Annotated in this window: 17 protein-coding genes; 14 read left to right on the top strand and 3 right to left on the bottom strand. The window is 64.3% G+C overall.

All coding sequences use genetic code 11. The features are described 5' to 3' along the window. Positions 1 to 17: 17 nt before the first annotated feature. The 14 genes from JQK15_RS19740 to JQK15_RS19680 all read left to right on the top strand — a co-directional run bounded on the left by JQK15_RS19740 (position 18) and on the right by JQK15_RS19680 (position 16,598). Positions 18 to 1,700, top strand: a complete 1,683-nt coding sequence (locus tag JQK15_RS19740) for a GH39 family glycosyl hydrolase (RefSeq protein ID WP_214867096.1) — start codon at positions 18 to 20, stop codon at positions 1,698 to 1,700. Between the two features lie 10 nt (positions 1,701 to 1,710). Continuing rightward, complete coding sequence (locus tag JQK15_RS19735; protein ID WP_353047229.1) at positions 1,711 to 2,970, top strand: MFS transporter; 1,260 nt, start codon at positions 1,711 to 1,713, stop codon at positions 2,968 to 2,970. Continuing rightward, on the top strand, positions 2,967 to 4,145 hold the full coding sequence (locus tag JQK15_RS19730; protein ID WP_214867094.1) for an L-rhamnonate dehydratase: 1,179 nt from the start codon (positions 2,967 to 2,969) through the stop codon (positions 4,143 to 4,145). Before JQK15_RS19735 ends, JQK15_RS19730 begins: the two co-directional genes overlap by 4 nt. After that, positions 4,142 to 5,014, top strand: coding sequence for an NAD(P)-dependent oxidoreductase (locus JQK15_RS19725; protein ID WP_081331709.1), 873 nt, complete (start codon positions 4,142 to 4,144; stop codon positions 5,012 to 5,014). The genes JQK15_RS19730 and JQK15_RS19725 overlap by 4 nt, the downstream gene beginning before the upstream one ends. Positions 5,015 to 5,040: 26 nt before the next feature. Then, entirely contained in the window at positions 5,041 to 6,633 is a 1,593-nt protein-coding gene (locus tag JQK15_RS19720) for an alpha-N-arabinofuranosidase (RefSeq protein ID WP_214867092.1), read from the top strand. A 544-nt stretch (positions 6,634 to 7,177) separates the two neighbouring features. Then, the gene (locus JQK15_RS19715; RefSeq protein ID WP_412457941.1) at positions 7,178 to 7,447 is read left to right on the top strand and encodes an ArdC-like ssDNA-binding domain-containing protein; all 270 of its coding nucleotides are present in this window, start codon (positions 7,178 to 7,180) and stop codon (positions 7,445 to 7,447) included. Continuing rightward, positions 7,393 to 7,560 (top strand): ArdC-like ssDNA-binding domain-containing protein, encoded by a 168-nt coding sequence (locus JQK15_RS27695; protein ID WP_419248230.1) that lies wholly within the window; start codon positions 7,393 to 7,395, stop codon positions 7,558 to 7,560. The genes JQK15_RS19715 and JQK15_RS27695 overlap by 55 nt, the downstream gene beginning before the upstream one ends. An 18-nt stretch (positions 7,561 to 7,578) precedes the next feature. Beyond that, entirely contained in the window at positions 7,579 to 8,256 is a 678-nt protein-coding gene (locus JQK15_RS19710; protein WP_214867161.1) for a winged helix-turn-helix domain-containing protein, read from the top strand. Continuing rightward, positions 8,253 to 9,272 (top strand): sensor histidine kinase, encoded by a 1,020-nt coding sequence (locus JQK15_RS19705; RefSeq protein ID WP_214867090.1) that lies wholly within the window; start codon positions 8,253 to 8,255, stop codon positions 9,270 to 9,272. The genes JQK15_RS19710 and JQK15_RS19705 overlap by 4 nt, the downstream gene beginning before the upstream one ends. A 55-nt stretch (positions 9,273 to 9,327) precedes the next feature. Beyond that, the gene (locus JQK15_RS19700) at positions 9,328 to 10,428 is read left to right on the top strand and encodes an efflux RND transporter periplasmic adaptor subunit (RefSeq protein ID WP_214867088.1); all 1,101 of its coding nucleotides are present in this window, start codon (positions 9,328 to 9,330) and stop codon (positions 10,426 to 10,428) included. Positions 10,429 to 10,434: 6 nt separating this feature from the next. Beyond that, on the top strand, positions 10,435 to 13,506 hold the full coding sequence (locus tag JQK15_RS19695) for an efflux RND transporter permease subunit (RefSeq protein WP_214867086.1): 3,072 nt from the start codon (positions 10,435 to 10,437) through the stop codon (positions 13,504 to 13,506). Next, the gene (locus tag JQK15_RS19690; protein ID WP_004208151.1) at positions 13,503 to 13,802 is read left to right on the top strand and encodes a DUF3240 family protein; all 300 of its coding nucleotides are present in this window, start codon (positions 13,503 to 13,505) and stop codon (positions 13,800 to 13,802) included. Before JQK15_RS19695 ends, JQK15_RS19690 begins: the two co-directional genes overlap by 4 nt. Continuing rightward, on the top strand, positions 13,799 to 15,040 hold the full coding sequence (locus JQK15_RS19685) for a TolC family protein (protein WP_214867084.1): 1,242 nt from the start codon (positions 13,799 to 13,801) through the stop codon (positions 15,038 to 15,040). Before JQK15_RS19690 ends, JQK15_RS19685 begins: the two co-directional genes overlap by 4 nt. Positions 15,041 to 15,929: 889 nt before the next feature. Further along, complete coding sequence (locus tag JQK15_RS19680; protein WP_214867082.1) at positions 15,930 to 16,598, top strand: response regulator transcription factor; 669 nt, start codon at positions 15,930 to 15,932, stop codon at positions 16,596 to 16,598. Positions 16,599 to 16,621: 23 nt separating this feature from the next. Here the strand turns inward: JQK15_RS19680 and JQK15_RS19675 are convergent, their stop codons facing one another. Genes JQK15_RS19675 through JQK15_RS19665 form a run of 3 tightly spaced genes read right to left on the bottom strand, consistent with a single transcriptional unit; the run spans position 16,622 to position 21,752 of the window. Continuing rightward, positions 16,622 to 17,167: a hypothetical protein gene (locus JQK15_RS19675; protein WP_214867080.1), complete on the bottom strand. Its 546-nt coding sequence runs from the start codon at positions 17,165 to 17,167 to the stop codon at positions 16,622 to 16,624. A gap of 5 nt (positions 17,168 to 17,172) precedes the next feature. Continuing rightward, on the bottom strand, positions 17,173 to 17,865 hold the full coding sequence (locus JQK15_RS19670) for a hypothetical protein (RefSeq protein ID WP_214867078.1): 693 nt from the start codon (positions 17,863 to 17,865) through the stop codon (positions 17,173 to 17,175). Positions 17,866 to 17,873: 8 nt separating this feature from the next. After that, a complete protein-coding gene (locus JQK15_RS19665; RefSeq protein WP_214867076.1) occupies positions 17,874 to 21,752 on the bottom strand; it encodes a hypothetical protein in 3,879 nt (1,292 codons plus the stop codon). Between the last annotated feature and the right edge of the window lie 22 nt (positions 21,753 to 21,774).

The following is a 21,774-nucleotide window of genomic DNA, read 5'->3' as shown; positions in this document are numbered from 1 at the left end:
TATCGAGAGGATGTTCCATGACCATTTCCCGAGTGATCGCCTCGCTGTCGGTGCTGCTGGCGCTGCCGCAACTGGCCCATGGCCAGACAGTGCCGGCGCGGCAGGTCGCGATCAGCGTGGACGCGGCCAAGCCAGCAGGCAAGCTGCCGCCCGTCTGGCGCTTCTTCGGCGCGGACGAGCCCAATTATGCGACCATGAAGGACGGCCGGAAATTGCTGGTCGAACTGGGCGAACTGAAGAAGGGCGAGGTCTATTTCCGTGCCCATAACCTGTTGAGCAGCGGCGATGGCACCGCCGCCTTCAAATGGGGCAGCAGCAACGCCTATACCGAAACCAGGGACGGCAAACCCGTCTATGATTGGAAAGTTGTCGACGGCATCATCGATACCTATCTGGCTCGCGGCGTCCGACCTTATCTCCAGATCGGCTTCATGCCCGAAGCCATGTCATCTGCGCCGGCCGGCACGCCCTATCAGCATAGCTGGCGGCCCGGGTTCGATTACAAGCTGATCGCGACCGGCTGGACCTATCCCCCCAAGGATTACGAGAAATGGGCGGAACTGGTCTATCAGTGGACGCTCCACAATATCGAGAAATACGGCAAGGCCGAGGTCGAGAAATGGTATTTCGAGGTCTGGAACGAGCCGAACTCGCCCTTCTACTGGACCGCTTCGCCGGAGGAATTCTACAAGCTTCATGACTATGCGATCGGCGCGGTGCGTCGGGCGCTGCCGACCGCGCGGGTCGGCGGTCCGGACGTCGCGGGCGCTGGCGGCGCTTTCATGGACGGCTTCCTGAGGCATGTGTCGTCCGGCAAGAATTATGTGACCGGCCAGACCGGGACGCCCACCGATTTCCTGTCCTTCCATGCCAAGGGCCGACCGGAATTTGTCGACGGGCATGTCCGCATGGGGATCGCGACCCATTTGCGGGAAACGGATCGCGGCTTTACCAAAGTGCTGTCAATCCCGTCGCTGGCCGGGAAGCCGGTGGTGATCGGCGAAAGCGATCCCGAAGGCTGCGCGGCCTGTCCGGGGCCGCAGAACGACTATCGCAACGGTACCATGTATTCGAGCTACACCGCCGCCAGCTTCGCGCGCATCTGGGAATTGGCGGAACGGAGAAAGGTCAATCTGGAAGGTGTCCTGTCCTGGTCGTTCGAGTTCGAGGATCAGCCTTGGTTCGCAGGTTATCGCCAGCTCTCGACCAATGGCGTCGACTTGCCGGTTCTCAATGTCTTCCGCATGTTTGCGCAGCTTGGCGAAACGAAGCTCTCAACCGTCAACAGCGCGCAGATCCCGCTCGATCAGGCGATGACGAAGGGCATCCAGGGTGATGCCGATATTGGGTCGATCGCCACCCGCACAGCGGACGGCAAGGTCGCCTTGCTACTCTGGCATTATCATGACGATGATGTCGCTGGGCCGGATGCGCAGCTGAAGATCGGCTTGAAGGGACTGAAGGCTGCGCCGTCCTCGGCGACGCTGTGGCGAGTGGATGGCGATCATGCAAATGCCTTTGCCGCCTGGAAGAAGATGGGCTCGCCCCAGTCGCCCGATCAGGATCAATATGCGCAGTTGGAGGCCGCGTCGGTCATGAAGGCGGAGACGGTCGCTGTCGCCGGCCCACGTGGCGCGGCCAGCATCGATCTTGCGCTTCCGCGCCAGGGTGTCGCCCTGCTGATCCTGGACGCGCAATAGGATGGCCGTTGTGGCCGCATCGGAGCCGTACCGGGAACGCTGGGCGATTGCGGCGATGATCACCGTCGCCATCGCCATCTCCTACCTTGATCGCCAGACGCTTCCCTGGGCGATCAAATATATCGAAGCCGACATCCCCATCGGCAACCAGACCAAGGCCGTTCTCGATTCCGCCTTCCTCGCCACCTACGGCCTCATGTATCTGGGTGGCGGCTGGCTGCTGGACCGGGTGGGAACGCGGCGCGGCTTTCTGGCGATCATGATATTCTGGTCGCTTGCCTGCGCCAGCCATGGCGTGGCCGGCGGCATCGCCGCGCTGGTGGTCAGCCGGCTGCTGCTCGGCATAGGGGAGGGCGGGGGCTTTCCCGCCGCCACCCGCGCCATTGCCGAATGGTTCCCGCCTGAACGCCGCGCGGCCGCCATGGGCCTCGTCAATGCCGGGACGGCAGTGGGCGCCGTGGTCGCGCCGCCCTTGATCGCGAGCATCCTTGCTTATGGCCACTGGTTCGATCTGGCGAGTTGGCGGTGGGTCTTCTTCATCACGGGCGGGTTCGGCCTCGCTTGGGCGCTCTGGTGGTTCCTGACCTATCGCACGCCCGCCGGGGACGTCGTCTCCGTAGGCCAGGACGCCGGGCCGGCGCCGACCGTTGCCATGCTCCTTGCCCGCCGTGAAGTGCGTGGCCTTGTCGGCGCCAAGTTCCTGAGCGATGGCGCCTGGTATTTCTACCTCTTCTGGCTGCCCAAATATCTGTTCGAAGCGCATGGATTCGACCTGAAGCAGGCGGCGACCATCGGCTGGATTCCCTATGCGGCATCGGGTGTCGGCAGCCTGTGCGGCGGCTGGCTCTCCAGCCGCCTCTTTTCCGCCGGCCGTTCGGTCGATGCCGCCCGCAAGATCGCCCTGGGCCTGAGCGCCGCCTGCATGCCCTGGGTCATGCTGGCGCCCGCGACAGCCTCGGTCGCAGCGGTCATTGCCATCTTCAGCCTCGCCTTCTTCGGGCAGCAAAGCTGGTCGACCCTCGTCATGACCCTGCCGACGGACCTCGCACCGCGCAGCGCCCTGGGGCGTCTTGCCGGATTGGTCGGCCTTGGTGGCGCCTTTGGTGGCATCGTCATGGGGCAGGCGGCCGGCTGGGCGCTCGACGCCGGCTTTGGCTACACGCCGGTGCTGACGGTTGCTGCCACCCTGCACCTGATCGCCTTCGCGCTGATCTGCCTCGCTATCCCCCGCATTTCGCCTCTCAGCTTCACTCGAAAGGTCGTCCCTTGAAAATCACCGAAATCCGCACCCGCGTCGTCCAGTGGGAAGGCGAAACCGTGCCGCTGCCGCCGCACTTCTGCACCAATCCCATGGATATGGTGTCGCCGATGCTGTCGCCCGAAACCATGGGCACCTTCACCTTCCATGGCTGGCTGATCGTCGAAATCTTCACCGATCAGGGGCTGGTCGGCATCGGCAATGCCGCGCTTGCGCCGCTCGTCACCAAGCATCTGATCGACCAATATTTGGCGCCCTTGCTGATCGGCCAGGATCCGTGGGACAGCGAGTTTCTGTGGCAGCATATGTATCGCAAGACGATGGCCTTCGGGCGCAAGGGCGTGGCGCTGGTGGCCATTTCCGCGCTCGACATCGCGATCTGGGATCTGATGGGCAAGGCGGCGAAACAGCCCGTCTTCCGCCTGCTGGGCGGCCGGACCAAGGCGAAGATCCCGGTCTATGCCAGCCGCCTCTATTCGATCCCGCTGGACGAACTGGCGCAGGAAGCCGCCGCCTACAAGGCGCAGGGCTACAAGGCGATGAAGCTGCGCTTTGGCTGGGGCCCGATCGACGGGGCGGAGGGGATGGCCCGCAATGTCGAGCTGATCCGCACCGTGCGCGAAACGGTGGGTGATGAAATCGACATCATGGCCGACGCCTATATGGGCTGGAGCCTCGATTATGCGAAGCGCATGATGCGCCTGATCGAACCTTTCAACCTGCGCTGGCTGGAGGAGGCGATCATCCCCGATGATATTAACGGCTATCATGAACTGCGCCGGTTCGGCACGACGCCGATTGCGGCAGGCGAGCATGAATTTACCAGCTATGGCTTCCGCCAGATGATCGAGGCGAAGTCGCTCGACTATTTCCAGTTCGACACCAACCGCGTCGGCGGCATCACCGCCGCGCGAAAGATACAGGCGCTCGCCGAAGCCTATTCCATCCCCGTCGTCCCTCATGCCGGCCAGATGCACAATTATCATGTGGTGATGGCGAGCCTCAACAGCCCCATCGCCGAATATTTCCCAATGGTCGATGTGGAGGTGGGCAACGAGCTCTTCTGGTACATCTTCAAGGGCGAGCCCCAGGCAGTCGATGGCCATATCGATCTTGACGATAATCTTCCGGGCCTGGGGCTCGAAATTGACGAGGCCGCGCTCGCGCGTTTCAAGGTGATCGGATGATGAAGATGAAAGTGGCGGTACTTGGTCTGGGCATCATGGGATCGGGCATGGCGCGCCAGTTGCTGTCGGCCGGTTTCGACGTGACGGTGTGGAACCGTAGTGCCGATAAGGCGGCAATATTGGGGGAGGCTGGCGCCCATATCGCCGCCTCGCCGGCGGAGGCGGCGACAGATGCCGACATCGTCATCGCCATGCTGGCGAATGACGACGTGTCTAAGATGGTCTGGACCGGAGCGGATGGCGCGCTCGCCGCGATGAAGGCGGGCGCGATCGCGATCGAATCCAGCACGCTGACCGGCGATTGGGTATTCGGTCTGGCGCGCGAAGCCGTCGCCCGGGGCATAGGTTTCCTGGAAGCGCCCGTTACCGGCAGTCGCGATCAGGCGGCGCAGGGTACGCTCCGCTTCCTCGTCGGCGGCGACGCGGATGCGATCGAAGCCGCTCGCCCAGCCTTTGATGCCATGGGCGGGGCGCTTGTCCATCTCGGCCCCGTCGGCAGCGCCGCTACGGTCAAGCTTGCCAATAATTACCTGTGCGGCGTGCAGGCGGCCAGCTTGGCAGAAGCCATCGCCTTGTTCGAGAAGCATGGACTGGACGTCGAGCAGGCGATGTCCATTCTCTTCGACGGTGCCCCCGCCAGTCCGATGGTGAAGGGCGTGGGCCGACGGATGCTCGATCGCGATTATGCCCCGCATTTCCTGGTGCCGCTGATGGCAAAGGATCTGGGATATGCTGCGCAGGCGTTGGCCGATGTCGGCATCACCTCTGCTATCGCCCAGGCCGCACGGCAGCGCTTCGTCGAGGCCGACTCTGCCGGGGAAGGACATCGCGACATCGCCGCGATCGTGGAGCCGCTCAGAAACGCGTGAAACGTGCCGGATTGGGAGAGGACGGAATGATCAAGCGCTCCATATTGTCCATCGGGTTGCTGGCGACGGCGATCATGACGCCGCATGCATCAGTAATGGCGCAGGAAAGTCCGGCAGCCGCCACGATCCTGAACGTGTCGGCGACGCTTCATGCCGACCAGCCCGGTGCGACAATAGATCGTAGGATATTCAGTCAATTTGCCGAACATCTGGGTTATGGCATTTATGGTGGCATCTGGGTCGGTCCGGAAGCGAAAATCCCGAACACGCGGGGCTATCGCAATGATGTGGTCGCCGCCCTGAAGCATTTGAACGTGCCGCTGGTGCGTTGGCCGGGCGGCTGCTTTGCCGATGAATATCATTGGCGCGAGGGGATCGGCCCGCGTGGCAAGCGTCCGGTCAAGATCAACACCCATTGGGGCGGCGTCGCGGAACCCAATAGTTTTGGCACGCATGAGTTCATGGATTTCGCCGAACTGATCGGCGCGGAAGCCTATGTGTCGGGCAATGTCGGCAATGGATCACCGGCGGAAATGGCGGAGTGGGTCGAATATATGACCGCGCCGGCCGGTACGCTGGCGCAGGAACGCGCGAAGAACGGCCGCAAGGAGCCCTGGAAACTTCCAATGTTCGGTATCGGCAACGAACTGTGGGGATGCGGCGGTAACATGCGCGCCGAATATGCGGCTGACGTCACACGCCGTTACGCGACCTTCGTGAAAGCACCGCGTGGCACGAAGATCCTCAAGATCGCGAGCGGGGCGAACAGCCGCGATTATGATTGGACCGACGTGATGATGCGCGTCGCCGGCAAGTCGATCGACGGTATCGGCCTGCATTATTACACGCACCCCACGCGCGGCAAGGTGAAGGGATCGGCGACCCAGTTCACCGAAACGGACTATGCCCGCACGCTTGCTAGCACCCTGGTCATGGAGGAACTGCTGGAAAAGCATGGCGCGATCATGGACAAATATGATCCCGAAAAGCGCGTCAACCTGGCGGTGGACGAATGGGGCATCTGGACCGATGTTGAACCCGGCACCAATCCCGGATTCCTCTATCAGCAGAATAGTATGCGCGATGCGATCATCGCCGCGCTCAACATCAACCTGTTCGCCCGCCATGCCGACCGGGTGCGCATGACCAACATCGCCCAGATGGTGAATGTGCTCCAGGCCATGATCCTGACCCGCGACGACAAGATGGTGCTGACGCCCACCTATCATGTGTTCGACATGTACAAGCCCTTCCAGGATGCGACCTTCCTGCCCTTGGAATTGGCATCCCCCTGGTACAGCAGGGATCAATGGGCGATGCCTGCGCTCAGCGCAGCGGCGGTGCGCGACAGCGCAGGCATTGTGCATATCGCCCTTACCAACACCGACCCCAATCGACCGATGACAGTGACCGCGAAACTGGAGGGGGTAACCGCCTCTATGGTCGAGGGGCGTATCCTGACCGCGCCGAGTGTCCAGTCGCACAATGATTTCGGATCGCCCGATGTGGTGAGGCCTGTCCCGTTCAGTGGCGCGACCCTCTCGCAAGGCGCTCTGACCGTGACATTGCCCGAGCACAGTGTGGTGATGCTCACGCTGGGGCAGGTCACGCGCAATTGATGTCGCCGTGTCCTTTGCGGTTATTGCTTATTTATCAAAAATTCACTGATTGTATTGGTGGAGTGGTGGAATTAATAGACGAGAAAAAATCGGTTAAAATCAAATATAATATTTCAGATATATTCAACTGCAGTCACGACAATTTACACGTACATCTCTGACAATCATAAAATTAAAATGTTTTAAAACTCTGAATTTATCTTTCTGTAATGTTCATGAGGTGCGTGAAAATATTTGAAGCCTGTCATATTTTTCTGTCGATGGGATCTTTATTTTTGGCGTCTCCGCCTCTGGCGGACCACGTCCTATGGCGCCCTGGCGCCTTCGAGACGGCTTTGCCTAACTCGTCCCATATAGGTCGGTCGCTGACGCATTGCAGCCTTTTGGGCTGCTGGCTGCTGCCAGCGCGGCTGCACCGGCTCCTTCTCTTGCGTTGCGGCCCTGCGGGTGCAGCCCGCCTTATGGGCACGGGCCTGCCGTGCGGCTCCTTGCCGCCCATCCCCGCCATTCCGGCGGCCGGTGCTGGAGAGGCAGGAGAAAGGACATGGGTACGGGTAATGGATCGCTCTATGACGATGTGACGCAGCATATCATCGCACAGCTGGAAGAGGGACGGCTGCCATGGGTGCAGCCCTGGGACACGAGCCTCACTGTCACAGGGCTTCTCCGCAATGCGGCAACGGGCCGCTGCTATTCAGGCATCAATATCCTGATCCTGTTGGACCGTCTGTCGAGCGGGGCTATGGCGCGCAGCGCTGGATCGCCTATCGGCAGGCGCAGGCGCTGGGCGGCAATGTCCGCAAGGGCGAGGTAGGGACCAGCGTCTGCTATGCCGACCGTTTCACGCCGAAGGATGAGCAGGAGAAGGCGGCGAGGGCCAAGAAACTTGGCGACTTCCAGAGAAATCTGTTGATCCACCATGGATGAAACGGGATGAGACTCATCATGCGTCTCTTGCTGATTGAGGACAATAGTCGACTGGCCGGATTGCTGATTGCCGGCCTCGAGCGGCGGGGGTTCCATTGCGACCATGCCGAAACGCTGATCATTGCGACAGAGGCCGTCGCAGCGGAAGTTCATGATGTACTGATCGTCGATCGCGGCCTGCCTGATGGCGACGGCATTGCCTGGCTGCGCGACATCAGGCGGCAGGGGCATATGCAGCCGGCCCTGATCCTGACGGCGCGCGACGCGCTGGAGGATCGGATCACCGGCCTCGATGCCGGCGCCGACGATTATGTGGTGAAGCCCGCCGAGGTGGACGAGATCGCCGCCCGCATCCGCGCGCTGATGCGTCGGCCGGGGCCGCGTGCCCAGACCGAATTGCGCTTCGGTCCGCTGCTGGTCGATTCGGCGCGGCGCATGACGCTGTGTGCGGGGAAGGCGATCGACCTGTCCCGCCGCGAGACCGACCTGCTGGAACTGCTGCTGCGTCAGGCCGGCGCCGTGGTCCGCCGGGAAAGCATCGAAAGCGCGCTCTATTCCTTTGCCGAGCCGGTCACCCCCAATGCGGTCGAAGCCACGGTGTCGCGCCTGCGCCGCAAGCTGGAGGAGGCTGGTGCGCGCGGCATGCTCCATACCGTGCGCGGCGTCGGCTATATGCTGCGGGAGCCGGCGGCATGAGCCAGCGTCGCTCGATTGCCCGTCGGCTCTTCATAGGCCTATCGATCGTGGGCTTCATCGGCACCACGCTGCTGCTCGTCTTCATCATCAACGAACATCGGCAAAGCTTCACCGCGCTGGGCGACCCGGCGGCCGCCCGCCATGCCTTCCGCGAATTGTTCGAGCATGTGATCCTGCCGATCCTGGTGCTGATCATCCCGATGGGCATGGCCAGCCTGATCGTGATCCGAAAAGCGCTGGCGCCATTGGGGGAGGCGGTCGCCCAGTTGCAGGTGGCCGAGCGCCACCAGCGCGGCGTGCTGATCGATCATGCCGCCTTCCCGACCGAGGCGGTGCCCTTCGCCCAGGCGGTCAATCGCCTGCTCGGCCAGCTCGACCAGGCAGCGCGTGACCATGAGGCGTTCGCCGCCGATGTCGCGCATGAACTGCGCACGCCGCTCGCCGTGCTGGCGCTGGAACTGGACGGGCTCGACCATCCCGACGCGCCGCGCCTGCGGGCCGAGGTGATCGCGATGCGCCGCCTGATCGACCAGTTGATGCTGCTCGCGCGAGTCGAGGCGCAGAGCGTGGCCCAGTCGATCCGCGACAGCGTCCGGCTGGAGGATGTCGGCGCCGACATCGTCAGCCTGATGGCGCCCGGCGCGATCGCTGCCGACAAGAGCCTGTCGCTGACCCGCGTCGGCGATGTCGCGCCGATCATGGGACAGCGTGAGACGGTCGCGGCGGCGCTGCGCAACCTCGTCGAAAATGCGCTGCGGGTGACGCCGGCGGGTGGCGCCGTCACCGTGATCGCCGGTCCTGGTCCCCGGCTGCGGGTGAAGGACGGCGGCGCTGGGTTGACGCCCGAGCGGCTGGCCGAACTGGTCCAGCGCCATCGCCGCGCGGATCATGCCAGTAGCGAAGGCGCCGGGCTGGGGCTGGCGATTGTCGCCCGCATCATGGCCGCGCATGGCGGCACCCTCTCCAGCGTGGCCGATGCACAGGAACTGGTGCTGGATTTCACGCCACCGCGTTGATCGTCCGAAAACCCCTCGTCAGGGTCTCGTCAGTTTGATCCCATAGGGCAGGGCCATGGTCCCGCTATTCCGATTCGTGCGCCTGCCCGGTGCTCTCGCCCTCCTGTCGCTTGCCGCCTGTTCGGGGGAGCAGGCCGCGCCCGCCAATGACAGCGCTGCGGCGCAGCTGGCGGACGGATCGATCCCGCTGACGGCGGACAATATCGCCCGGCTGGGTCTGAAATTCGGCGCGGCCGTTGCTGCCACCGAAGCGCCGATCGCGGTCGTGCCCGCGCTGATCGCGCCGCCGCCCAACGCCCGTGTCGCGGTCGCCGCCACCTTCCCCGGCGTCGTCACCCGCATCCTGGTGGTCGAGGGCGAGGAAGTGCGGCACGGCCAGCCGCTGGCGATCGTGTCGAGCCGCGATGTCCTGTCCATGGGCGCGGACCTCAATCGCGCGAGCGCACGGCTGGGCGTGGCGCAGTCGAGCGCCAGCCGCCTGTCGCAACTGGAACGCGAAGGCATCATCGCCGGCGCCCGCGCGGACGAGGCCCGCGCCGTGCTGGGCGAGGCCCGCGCCGACGTGTCGGAAAAGAGCCGCATCCTGACGATGGTGAACGGATCGGGCGCCAGCGGCACCTACACGCTGACCGCGCCGATCGCCGGCCGCGTGACCAGCGCCGCCATCCATGCCGGCAGCGTCGTCGATGGCACCATCGCGCCCTATGTGATCGATGCGGCCGGCCAATATGAGGCGCAGGCGCAATTGCCCGAGCGGCTGGCGGGCCAGGTGAAGCCCGGCATGACCGTGGCGCTGGGCGATGATCTGCGCGGCACGGTGACGGCAGTTGGGTCGACCATCGATCCCGCCACCCGATCGGTAACATTGAAGGCCAGGCTGCCGGCCGGCCCCGGCGCCATGGCCGGCCGCGCCACCAGCCTGTCGATCTTCGGCCCCGCGCCCGCCGGTGCCGCCATGGTGCCCACCGCGGCGGTCACGATGCTGTCCGGCGGCGACACGCTGTTCGTGCGCACCCGCGCCGGCGTCGTTGCACGTCCGGTCAAGGTCGGCGGCAAGGACGGCGATCGCATCCTGATCCTCTCTGGCGTTAAGTCGGGCGAGCAGGTCGTCGTCGCCGGCATCAGCGCGCTCAAGCCGCTGGCGATGGGCGAGTAAGGCCGGATGCTCAAATCGCTGGCTGCCTGGGCGCTCTCCTATCGCCTGATCGTCATCGCGCTCGCCCTGCTGACCGCCGTGCTGGGGGCCTGGGCCTTCGTCAATCTGCCGGTTGATGCCTATCCCAACATCGCCCAGACCCAGGTGAAGGTGATTCTCAAAGCCCCCGGCATGACGCCGGAGGAGGTGGAAAGCCGCGTCATCACCCCGATCGAGATGGAGATGCTGGGCATTCCGGGGCAGGCGATCCTGCGCTCCTCGGCCAAATATGCGATCGCCGACATCACCATCGATTTCGTCGACGGCACCGACATCTACTGGGCGCGCCAACAGGTCGCCGAACGCCTGTCGGGCGTGATGGGCGATCTGCCGCCGGCGGTATCGGGCGGCATGGCGCCGATCTCGACGCCATTGTCCGACATCTTCATGTTCACGATCGAAGGGCCTTTGAGCCTGGAGGAAAAGCGCACCCTGCTCGACTGGACGATCCGGCCGGCACTGCGCACCGTGCCCGGCGTCGCCGACGTCAATGCGCTGGGCGGTTTCGTTCGCACCTTCGAAGTGCGCCCTGATCCGATCGCGCTCGCCAGCGCGGGCCTCGGCATCGCCGATCTTCAGGAAGCGATCGAGCGCGGCAACCGCAATGACGGCGCCGGTCGCCTGTCGCAGGGCGAGGAAGCGCTGATCGTCCGGGCGGTCGGTGCGATCCAATCGGAAGCGGACCTCCAGTCGATGGTCATCGCCACCCGCAATGGCCGCATCGTCCGCATGGGCGATGTCGCGACCGTCGGCACCGGCAGCCTGACCCGCTATGGCGCGGTCACCGCCAACGGCAAGGGTGAGGCGGTGCAGGGCCTGGTGATTGCGCTACGCGGTGCCGATGCCCGCGCCGTGGTCGATGGCGTCAAGGCGCGCGTCGCGGAACTGGAAAAGACCCTGCCACAGGGCACGAAGATCGCCGTCTTCTATGACCGATCCGACCTGATCGGCCGCGCCGTCGGCACGGTGGAAAAGGCGCTGATCGAGGCGACCATCCTGGTCATCATCCTGCTGATCCTGTTCCTGGGCGACTGGCGCGCGGCGGCGATCGTGGCCGCCACCCTGCCGATGTCGGCGCTCGTCACCTTCCTGATGATGCGCGGCATGGGCCTGTCGGCCAACCTCATGAGCCTGGGCGGCTTGGCCATCGCCATCGGCATGCTGGTCGACGGCGCGGTCGTGGTGGTCGAGAACATCGTCGAGCGGCTCAATCATGCGAAGGATGACGGCCCGCCCCGGCTACACAATGTCTACCGCGCCACCGGCGAAGTCGTGGTGCCGGTGTCGGCCGGCATCGTCATCATCGCGCTCGTCTTCCTGCCCCTGCTCTCGCTCGAAGGGCTGGAGGGCAAGCTGTTCGCCCCGGTCGCGCTCACCATTATCTTCGCGCTGGCGGGATCGCTGCTGATCGCGCTCACGCTGGTCCCGGTGCTCGCCTCGCTCGGCCTCAAGGCTGGCCATCATGGCGAACCCTGGATCATGCGCAAGCTGACGCCGCGCTATCGGGCGCTGCTCGACGGTGCCTTTGGCCGCAAACGGCTGGTCTATGGCCTTGCCGCGCTCGGCCTGGTGCTGGCGGGCCTGGCCTATGGCGCGGTCGGCAAGACCTTCATGCCGTCGATGGATGAAGGCTCGGTGATCGTCCAGACCGCCAAGCTGCCGACCATCAATCTCGACCAGTCGGTGCTGGGCGACACGGCGGTGCAGCAGTCGCTGATGAAGGATGTGCCCGAAATCGCGCAGATCATCGCCCGCGTCGGCACCGACGAGATCGGCCTCGACCCGATGAGCCCGAACGAGACCGACAGTTTCGTGGTGCTCAAACCGCAGAACGAATGGCGCGGCGACAAGGCATTCGTCGTCGATGAAATCCGCAAGTCGCTCGACCGGCTGCCGGGCATCGAGCCGACCTTCACCCAGCCGATCGAGATGCGCGTCTCGGAAATGCTGACCGGATCGCGCGGCGACCTTGCCGTCAAGATTTTCGGCCCGGACCTCGCCACCCTGTCGAACCTTGCCGGACAGGTGCAGAAGATATTGTTGAAGACGCGCGGCGCTTCGGAGGTGATGACGCTCGCCAACGATCATGTCGACTATCTCCAACTCGATATCGATCGCGCCGCCGCCGGCCGTTTCGGCATGCCGATCGACCAGATGCAGGACACGCTGCGTGCCCAGATCGAGGGCGTGCATGCCGGCGTCGTCGCCGACGGGCAGAAGCGCGTGCCGATCCTGGTCAAGGGCGACGAGACGATCCGCAGCGACGCGACCCGTTTTGCCGACCTGCCGCTGCGCACGCCCGACGGCACCGTCGCGCGGGTCAGCGACATGGCGCGGGTCGAGCGCACCGAGGGGCCGGTCAAGCTCGACCATGAAAATGGCTCGCGCTACGCGCTGGTCCAGGCGTTCGTCTCCGGACGCGATCTCGTCGGCTATGTCGATGAGGCGCGCGCCACCGTCGATCGCGAGATCAAGATGCCGGCTGGCTATCGCATGGTCTGGGGCGGCCAGTTCGAAAATCAGCAGCGCGCCTCCGCCCGGCTGATGCTGGTCATCCCGGCCGCGCTGCTGCTGATCTTGCTGGTGCTGCTCATGACCCTGCGCTCGATGCGCGCGTCGCTGCTGATCCTCGCCAACATCCCCTTCGCCATGGTCGGCGGCATCATCTCGCTCTGGGGCTCGGGCCAATATCTCTCCGTGCCCGCCTCGGTCGGCTTCATCGCCCTGCTCGGCATTGCCGTGCTGAACGGCCTCGTCCTCGTCGCCTATTTCCGCCAGCTGCGCGAGGAAGGGCAGAGCATGGCCCAGGCCGTGCGACTGGGCGCGGAACGGCGGCTGCGCCCGGTGCTGATGACCGCCAGCATCACCGCCTTCGGCCTGGTCCCGCTGATGTTCGCGGCCGGGCCGGGGTCGGAAATCCAGAAGCCGCTCGCCATCGTGGTGATCGGCGGGCTGATCAGTTCGACCCTGCTCACCCTCATCCTCCTGCCCATATTGTTCGAGCGCTTCGGTGAAGGCGCCACGGAAGCCCGATCATGACCGACATGTTGCTGACCTTCTATTGCGCCGCGATCGACCGCGACGGCGTGGCCGATGCCCTGCGCGGCCGCACCCCGGCACCGCTCCATCTGCGCGACGAGCAGGTGCTGGGCCGCGATTTCGGCGATGCCGGCGCGGGCGAGCAGGTGCGCGGCACGCTGCGCCGGGCGGCGATCGACCTGATCGTGCCGGCGGACGATATCGACGCGCTCGTCGCCGCCGTCACCGATGCGCGGCGGGGGCATCCGGTCCGCTGGCACGCCTGCCCGGTCGCGGCACGGGGGCGCATCGCATGATCCGTGCGCTTCTCCTGTCGGCCACCGCCCTCATTACCACGCCCGCCTGGGCCCAGCGCACCGACCTGCCGCCCGAACCCTTGGTGGTCGAAGCGCTTGATAGCCATCCCGCCGTGGCTGCGGCACAAGCGCGCGTGCGCTCGGCCGAGGCCGGCGCCGCCATGCTCCGCCGGGGCAGTCACGAATTTACCTTTCAGGGCACGGTTTCCCGCCGCTCGGCCGAGGGGGAGGGCGATTATGGCGAATATGATGTCAACCTCACCCGCCCGTTCCGCCTGCCCGGCAAGGCGTCGCTGGACCGCAAGGCCGGCGAACTCGGCGTCGAGGTGGCGCATAACCTGATGGAGGATGTGCGGCATCAGACCGCGCTCGCCTTTTCCGATCTCTGGCATGACTGGCTGGTCGCCAGTGCCCAGCATCGCACCGACCTCGATTCCGCTGTCAGCCTGACGCAGGACATGGCGGCCGTGCGCCGCCGTGCCCAGTTGCGTGACGCGTCGCTACTGGACGTCGACCAGGCTGAAGCCGCGCTGGCTCAGGCGCAAGCGCAGGCCGCGACCTCCCGCGCGGCGCGGGATGAGGCGCGGGTGAAGCTCGCCGCCGGTTTCCCCGGCCTCGCTCTGCCTGAAGAGGCGCCCTTGCTTGCCGATCCGGCCATGCCCGCCACGGCGCTGGAGGATCTGCGCAATCTGGTGATCGAGCGCAGCCATGAAATCCGCGCGTCGGAGCGGGAGGCGCAGCGGCTGGCCATGGTCGCCCGCCGCGCCTCGGCCGATCGCATCGCCGACCCGTCATTCGGCGTGCGCGTCTTCAGCGAACGGGGCGGGCTGGAAAAGGGCATCGGTCTGGTCGGCTCCATTCCGCTGGGCGGTGGCTATCGCCGCGCCGCGCATGACCAGGCGACCGCAGACGCCAGTGCGGCGGAACTAGAACTCGCCCGCGTGCGGCGCGAGATAGAGGCGACCGCCGCCGCCGATCTCAGCAATGTCCGCGCCCGCGAAGCGGTCTGGCGCAGCATGGAAAGCGCTGCCGCCAGTGCCGCCGCCGCCGCGACCCGGACGAAGAGAGGCTATGAACTGGGCCAGATCGACCTCGCCGATACGCTGCTCGCCCGCCGCCAGGCGAACGAGACCCGGCGCCAGGAAATCGATGCACGCGCCACCCTGCTGCGCGCCATCCTGCGCATCCAGATCGACGCGCATGAGGTCTGGACGTCGCAGGAAGGGCATGAGGATTAAAGTCTACAATGGGCGCAAATCTGCCATCGACGACTGGCTGCGCAATCCCATGTTCTGGACGGTCTAGGATTTCGGCAAGTGGCAGAGGGCATCGTCATCATAACGTCATCGCGGTGCACCGTAGCCGGCCCGCCGCTCCTCCCCTGTGGAGCGGCCCTCCCTGAATTCTGGTCCCGCCGTGGAGATCTTTCCGGTGGGGTTACTTTTATCTGCATCTGATAGATTTTGGACCAGCGAATAATGGCGAACGATGGGACATTCTGCTCGGTCTGGTTCTGAGTGCAAAAATAGAAAACCGGACATTCGGATCGCATGTCTGCGTTCGCCACATCCGCCAACATTCCAGACATTGCGGGCCGGAATTGAGCCACCTGTTAGCTGCCTTCTGTTCATGATAACCTGATGCGGCTGGGACGAGCCTTCGATGGCTTTGTCGAGCATGCCGAACGGGTCTCACCGACCTGCCTGGTACCGGCAAGAACCACATCGCCACGGCTCTACTCCCATAGCTGCCAACGGGAGCAGACGGACAATCGCTCCCATGGGAACCACTCGCGCCAACAGCCCTTAACGCCCAATCAACCCATTTATGAGCTCACGGCCCAATCTGCATGGCGAGCGGGCTTGTTGATCGCCGGTGTTCAGAAACGCTCGGGGACTTTGCCGATCGTCGGCGAATTGACCCGGAATTTTTCCCCGATTTCCGCTTCTCGCGACGGATTGAGTTGATTTCGCGCCCGAACAGAGCGGTCGATATCGCGGAACCGGCGCTGAAGGTGTAGCTTCATGGCAAGCGACGAGGGCAATCGGTCGCAAAATTCATACAGCCCTGCGCAAATGCGACGACCACTGACGGGTGAGTTCGAGTTTGCTTATGCGTGGGGTGTATATGCGGGTGGTGATTGCCAGCGAAATCCGACTGCTTGGCGAATGCGTCGCTCATTCCTTGATGACGCGCGATTCGGCGCTCGATGTCTTGCTGACGCGTACGATTGCGGATCTGAGCGACCTCATGGCGCGCGGCCTGCGGTTCGATGTTGCCATTCTGGATCTGACGCAGGGCGTGGATCTCGACGCCGTGCGCGCCTTTCATCGTCGCTATCCCGATCTGGCGTTGCTCGCCCTCGGCCTGGAGGAGCAGGAGCAGGCCGTAGTGGCGCATGGCAGTGCCGGCTTTGGCTGCTACGTGCGCCGGGAGGACGGGATCGAGCGGCTGTACGCCACGGTGCGAGATGCGATTGCAGGACGAATGACCTGCTCGCCGGAAATTGCCGGCTCGATCATGCGCGCCCTGTTTCGCGCTCCCGGATCGGCTAGCGCGGACCCGGGCCATGGCAGGAACGCGACGCTGACCACCCGTGAGGAGGAGGTCGCAAGGCATGTCGCCGATGCGCTGTCTAACAAGGAGATCGCGCTGCTGCTCGACCTGAGCGAGTCCACCGTCAAGCATCACGTTCATTCTATCCTTAGCAAGCTGGAGCTGCCCACCCGCCGACAGTTGATGCGGCGGACGCGGATGTTCGACATGGTGACCGAGCCGAGCCGTGCGTCGAACTGAGGCCGACTTCGCAATCCACTGACTTAGCTTTTCTCGCCGGTCTTGCTCGCCCGCCGCCGAAAATCCTCGCGCAGTGCCGCCAGGCGATCGGGGAAGGCGGCGAGCTTGTCTTCCATGTCGACCCCAGCGGCGTTCAGCCGCTTCTGAACGTGAGACAGATTGCTTTGCGCGTTCCGGAGCTTCTCCGGGTCGCCGGACAGCGAGCCGAGAATTGCGCCGGGCAGCGCTTTGGCGAGGGCCAGAAGTGCAGGCAGGGCGTCGGCCGTGACGGCACTGTCCGGGGCGATCGGCGTATCGCGGGCCGTCTTGAGCGCGGCGCGAGTGCGGCCGATCTTGCGGTCGATGCGCTGGCGGATGCCGGAGAGCGCGGCCCCGAATTCCTGTTTCGCCCATTCATGGGCCTGGGCTTCGGTGACTTCGAAGCTGGCGAGCCAATCAGCGTCTGCCGTTGCCGTTCTGCCATCCAGAGCTGCGATAGCGATCGTGCCTGGTTTTGGGGTTTCGTTGTCAGGCAGAATGAACTGGCGTCGCCGGTTCTCGGTCCACCAAAGTTGCTCCGCAAGGTTCATTGGCTTCACTCCTTCGGCGGTATTGGGGCGATATAACGCACAGGGTGACCAGCCAGCGCCTCGATGGCCTTGATCGATCCAGGTTCTGGCTTGCGTAGCGGGCTATCGGTCAGTTCTAGGAGCCAGCCATTCCCCAGAGGTGCGGAAAGATATACGGGTAGGGTCGATAAGGCGTCGCGTTGCGCACCGGTCACCTCATCAGCGCCGAGATAGGTCCATGCCATAAGCGCGCTTGGAAAGCCTCGATCGCCGTCTCGTTGTGATGGTAACGCCGTATCTTCCACATCAATAGGCTTCGCAGACATGAAGGCGCGCATCGGTTTAAGCGCTTCAACCAGCCGCGCCGACAGGGTGCGCCCCATCTCCCATTGCTGAACGATCTCATCCGTATCGGTTCGGTTGACGAACAGCATTGCGATGTCGGTTTCGCTTGACCGGATGGACCGAACGGCAAGCGACAGTGACAGTACCGGCCGACCATCAGTGTTGGAGAAATCGGGGTGGACGAGGGTGATGCGTCCCCCTGATCCCTCGCCGCGCAGCACGGCGGTAGCACGGCTGGTGCCCGCTTCGAAGGGCTTGCCGTTCCAGTCGCCGAGAGCCGCCGCGGCATGCCGAAGCAGCTCGCCGTCGGCCGCCTGCCGGTCTCTCTCGATCAGCAGCATCAGGTAGACCGCATAGGATTGCGTCGCTTCCATGATCGTTCCTACAATCGCGTGAAGATGACTTTGATGTCGAACCGCCTACCCATTTCGCGCGCATCCTCGATCACGCCTTTGAAATCGGCTTGCGACGCGGCGTCGAGGTGGTTGAAGGCCGGCCAGCGGATGATCAGCACCTTGAAGCGTCCTGCGCCCCCTGAGATATGCCGAGCCAACTGGTCCTCCAGTTTTTCCGCGAGCAGCAGCGCGCGGCCTTCAGGCAGATTGCCGGTCCAGTGCTTGTACTCGACCATGACGTCCTGCGTCTTGCCGTCTATTTTTAACCTCGCGACGTAGTCGATCCTGCTCTGAGGGATCGTCACCTCGATCCCGCGGATGTCCGTGCCGGTATGGATCGCTTGGATGATAGCTTCCATCTGCTTGCGGACGCCTCGATTGAACTGCCGTTTCTTGTTCTGACTGTTCTTCAGATTATTGGGTAGGCTGTCGGCGCCCGAGGTCGTCCAGATCGTCGGCGCGCCGTCCACGCCTTGGAAGGAGCCGCCAGCCTTGACTTTCAGGGGCCGGATCGCCTGCTCATATTCGCGGATAACCTCCCAGTCAGACCGCAAAATGTCTGCCCCCTCCTGCACCAAGCCACCTTGATCGACATGGACTTTCGGGAATTTCTTGGTATCCGCCGAGCCATATCCGCCGGCGCGCTGAATCTCGCGATTGTCGTAGGTGCCGCCATATTCGTAAACGCCGTTGTCTTGCCAAACATCATAGCCGAGCGGGGTCGCCTTGTCGTCGATGGTGTCGACGCCTTTGCCGATATAGCGCTGGATCGATCGAGACTGGCTCTGAAATATTTCCGCTAGCACGGACACGAGCGCCTTCTCGTCCTCGGTGAGCGCCTTGTTTTTGGCGTCGGCTTTGCCGGTGGCAGGCGCCTTGTCGTCAGTAGATGGCTTTGCAGCGATCTTCGCCAGTTCGTCTGCGGCTTTGTCCGTCTTGCCCAACAACGTCTTTGCGCGCTTCGCCTTCGCGGCCATTTCGCCGCCATCCTGTTCCACCTCGTTGAGGAACGCTGCGACGGTTTGCTGCTTGCTCGCGACCATGAGCGTGGCGTTGCCGCCTGATACGTCCACCCAGACATGGTGCGCTTCCCCGCCTGCCTCGAACGGTATGTCCTCGCCAATAGCCACACCCTGATTGGTTTTTTTCTCCTTATCCTTGTCCTTCTTCCCTCCGATCCCGAGGGCCGCCAGCAGCGCCTTGCCCTTCGCAATCAGCCAGTCGAACGCCTTCTCGATGATGCCGAGTATCCATTTCTGGAAGCTCTTGATCTGCTTGGCGACAGCCTTGGGCAGGTCGCCAAAGCCGAGATAGTCCGCGATGAAGCCCAACACCGGCGCGATCAGCATCGCCAGTCCCTTCTCCACGGCATTGGCGAAGCCCGCGACATTGCCCGCGATGATGTCCGCCAGACCGTTCACGATCGTCTCGATAAGCGTGAAGATGCGCGCGGCGTTCTCGAACACCCATTTCAGGACCTTGTAGATCGCCTCGATCGCCTGAAGGATCGCGCCCGCCGGGTTGAACAGCAGGATGAGGCGAGCGGCGACCGCCTTCACGATGGCAGTCACCATATAGTCAACCGCCATCTGGATCACCTGGTCGAGGATCGACTGCGGGTCGAGCTTCTCCCGGATCATCTCGAAAATGCCTTCCGGCCCCTTGTCGATGAGCATTGAGACGAGCGACCAGACCTGCTCGATCAGTGCGACATTCTTCTCGCCAATCTTCTTGGCGATGATCTTGCGGATATTGGGCCAGGTAATGCCCATGATCTGGAGGAAGAAGGTGATGACGCTCTTGAGCGAGAAGTCCTTGGGAACCTGCACGTCCTTGAGATCGCCCAGCAGCCAGCCGAGGAAGCCCTTGATCATGTGGGTGGGGAAATTGTCGAAGAACTGGCTGAAGCCCTGACCGATGCCCTTCAGGAGGTTGTTGGCGAAGTTCACCGGGTCGTCGATGATGTCGCGCACCACCTTCTTGATCTTCGCGACCACCGCCCAGAAAGCGGGCGGGGAGATGCCGAGCAGTTCCAGCAGCCCCTCGATGATGAACTTGACGGGATCGTCGACGAAGCGTTTGACGGCGTCCACGATGCGCCCGACGAGGCCGCCCGCCTTCTTGCGCAGTTCAGCGATCTCGGCGCGCACCTCGTCCACTGCCTGCGCCGCGCGCTGGCCCAGATCCTTGTTGAATGCGTCGCGGGTCTGGTGGACTTCCTGCCCCAGCTTGTCGAGCTGGGTGTCGAAGCCGGCCTGTTCCTTGGTCGCCCACTCCTTGAGCGAGGCGGGCAGGGAGTTGAAGATGACCGCGATCTCGTCGCGCGCCTGCTTGATGCGCGCCTCGCACGCCTTGATGATCGCGTCGACTTCGGTCGAGATTTCGCGCAGTTTCTTGATGACGCCGTCGGCGAAGTTCTTCTCCGCCCGGTCATAGCCCTCGGTCGCCCAGTCGGGCAGGCCGGTGAAATAGTCCGCGATCGCGGCGAGCGTGCTTTCATGGCGCTTCTTGACCTGATCGGCGACGCCCTTGAGGTCCGCTTTGAAAGTAGTGGTGAGGTCGGTCTTCGCCGCCTCCCACTTGTTCATGGCGTTGGGAACAAGGTCTTTGAGAAGGCCTTGCACATCCTCCTTGGCGCTGGTGAAGGCGGCGCGGGCCTGCGTCCCCGCCTGTTCGCGCATCTGCGCTTCGGTGCCGACCATCGCGGTCTGGCGTTGCATCGTCTTGCCGACCGTGCCGGCGCGATGCGCGGTGAGGGCGGCCAGCGCCCGCATCTGAAGCGCGCCCATATCCTCATTGGCCTTGGCGAGCGCTTCCTTCTGCTGCGCGACGATCTTGGCGGGATCTTCCTTCGCTGTCTGGTCCAGCTCGCCCTGCGCCTCGCGCGCCTCTGCGACCGGGCCGGACTGGACGAGCGCGGCCGCTGGCTTGTTCATGCCGGCGTCGTCGACCTTTTTGCGCGCTTCCTCTGCGTCCTTGTCGAGCGAAAGCTTGTCGGCGCCCACTGCATCGGGAACGGCTGCTTTTGCGGCGGGCGCGGCTGCGGGGGCGGCGGCGGGCTGTGGGGCGAGGGGCGGCGCGGGCGTGCCCGGCGCCGGCTCGGGCGGCTTGTCCAGCGGGCTGTAATTGTCGGTGACCTTCTTGCTTTGCGTCTCGACCGTGGAGTTGAGCGTCGCGCCCGCCGCCATTGCCTCCTTGGCGGGTTCGGCCTTGTCCAGCGCGTCCTCGTCGGGCGGGCGGCGGCGGCGGATGGCGTCCGCGATGTCGGTGCAGAGTTTCTCGATGTCCGGACTCGGTGCGGCGTGCATCTCCGCGATGAGCTGCGCGCGGGCTTCGGCGATGCGCTGCGCGTCCGGTTCGGTCACCGCCTTCTGCGCGTCGGCCACCTGTTTGTCGGCGGTGGGGAGCGCCCCTTGCGCGGTGGCGGCGCCGCCCGCGCGCTTCTGCACCCCCGCGATCCGGTCCATGGTAGCCTTGGACGGCTTGGTCGGCGGCTCCGGCATGTGGAGCTTGACGCCGCCCGCATCCTTGCCGTCCGCGCCGGCCGCCACGGGCGCCTCACCCTCGGGGGCGGCCTCCCGCGCCTTGCCGGGTGCGCCGTCGGCGTCCTTCTTTGTCTTTGCGGCATGCGACCCTTTGCCTTGCGGAGCTTGATCATTGGATGCGTGGCGAGAGGGGGCGCCGGGCGTGGCGGCCGGCGCCTTGCCGCTACCCGAGCGCGATGCGATCAGCTTGCCGACGGCTGCGGCGCCGATCCGACTTTGCAACAGGGCCGCCTGCGACAGCGGAACCTGCGCGGCCTTTGGCGGCGCCTTCGCCGGCGTCGGCGGAGGCAGCGTCTTGGCGGGCTTGCGGACTGGCTCCACGCCGCGTCTCCCCTGTCGCCCG

This window comes from Sphingobium sp. BHU LFT2, assembly GCF_018604485.1.
Classification (GTDB): Bacteria; Pseudomonadota; Alphaproteobacteria; order Sphingomonadales; family Sphingomonadaceae; genus Sphingobium; species Sphingobium yanoikuyae_A.
This window is presented reverse-complemented; position numbering and strand designations above follow the sequence as displayed.

Excerpts from the sequence above, each read along its gene's own strand:
- JQK15_RS19700 (WP_214867088.1), top strand. The coding sequence starts at position 9,328 with ATGGTCCCGCTATTCCGATTCGTGCGCCTGCCCGGTGCTCTCGCCCTC.
- JQK15_RS19680 (WP_214867082.1), top strand. The coding sequence starts at position 15,930 with ATGCGGGTGGTGATTGCCAGCGAAATCCGACTGCTTGGCGAATGCGTC.
- JQK15_RS19720 (WP_214867092.1), top strand. The coding sequence starts at position 5,041 with ATGATCAAGCGCTCCATATTGTCCATCGGGTTGCTGGCGACGGCGATC.
- JQK15_RS19695 (WP_214867086.1), top strand. The coding sequence starts at position 10,435 with ATGCTCAAATCGCTGGCTGCCTGGGCGCTCTCCTATCGCCTGATCGTC.
- JQK15_RS19675 (WP_214867080.1), bottom strand. The coding sequence starts at position 17,167 with ATGAACCTTGCGGAGCAACTTTGGTGGACCGAGAACCGGCGACGCCAG.
- JQK15_RS19685 (WP_214867084.1), top strand. The coding sequence starts at position 13,799 with ATGATCCGTGCGCTTCTCCTGTCGGCCACCGCCCTCATTACCACGCCC.
- JQK15_RS19670 (WP_214867078.1), bottom strand. The coding sequence starts at position 17,865 with ATGGAAGCGACGCAATCCTATGCGGTCTACCTGATGCTGCTGATCGAG.
- JQK15_RS19705 (WP_214867090.1), top strand. The coding sequence starts at position 8,253 with ATGAGCCAGCGTCGCTCGATTGCCCGTCGGCTCTTCATAGGCCTATCG.
- JQK15_RS19725 (WP_081331709.1), top strand. The coding sequence starts at position 4,142 with ATGATGAAGATGAAAGTGGCGGTACTTGGTCTGGGCATCATGGGATCG.
- JQK15_RS19710 (WP_214867161.1), top strand. The coding sequence starts at position 7,579 with ATGCGTCTCTTGCTGATTGAGGACAATAGTCGACTGGCCGGATTGCTG.
- JQK15_RS19740 (WP_214867096.1), top strand. The coding sequence starts at position 18 with ATGACCATTTCCCGAGTGATCGCCTCGCTGTCGGTGCTGCTGGCGCTG.
- JQK15_RS19690 (WP_004208151.1), top strand. The coding sequence starts at position 13,503 with ATGACCGACATGTTGCTGACCTTCTATTGCGCCGCGATCGACCGCGAC.
- JQK15_RS19715 (WP_412457941.1), top strand. The coding sequence starts at position 7,178 with ATGGGTACGGGTAATGGATCGCTCTATGACGATGTGACGCAGCATATC.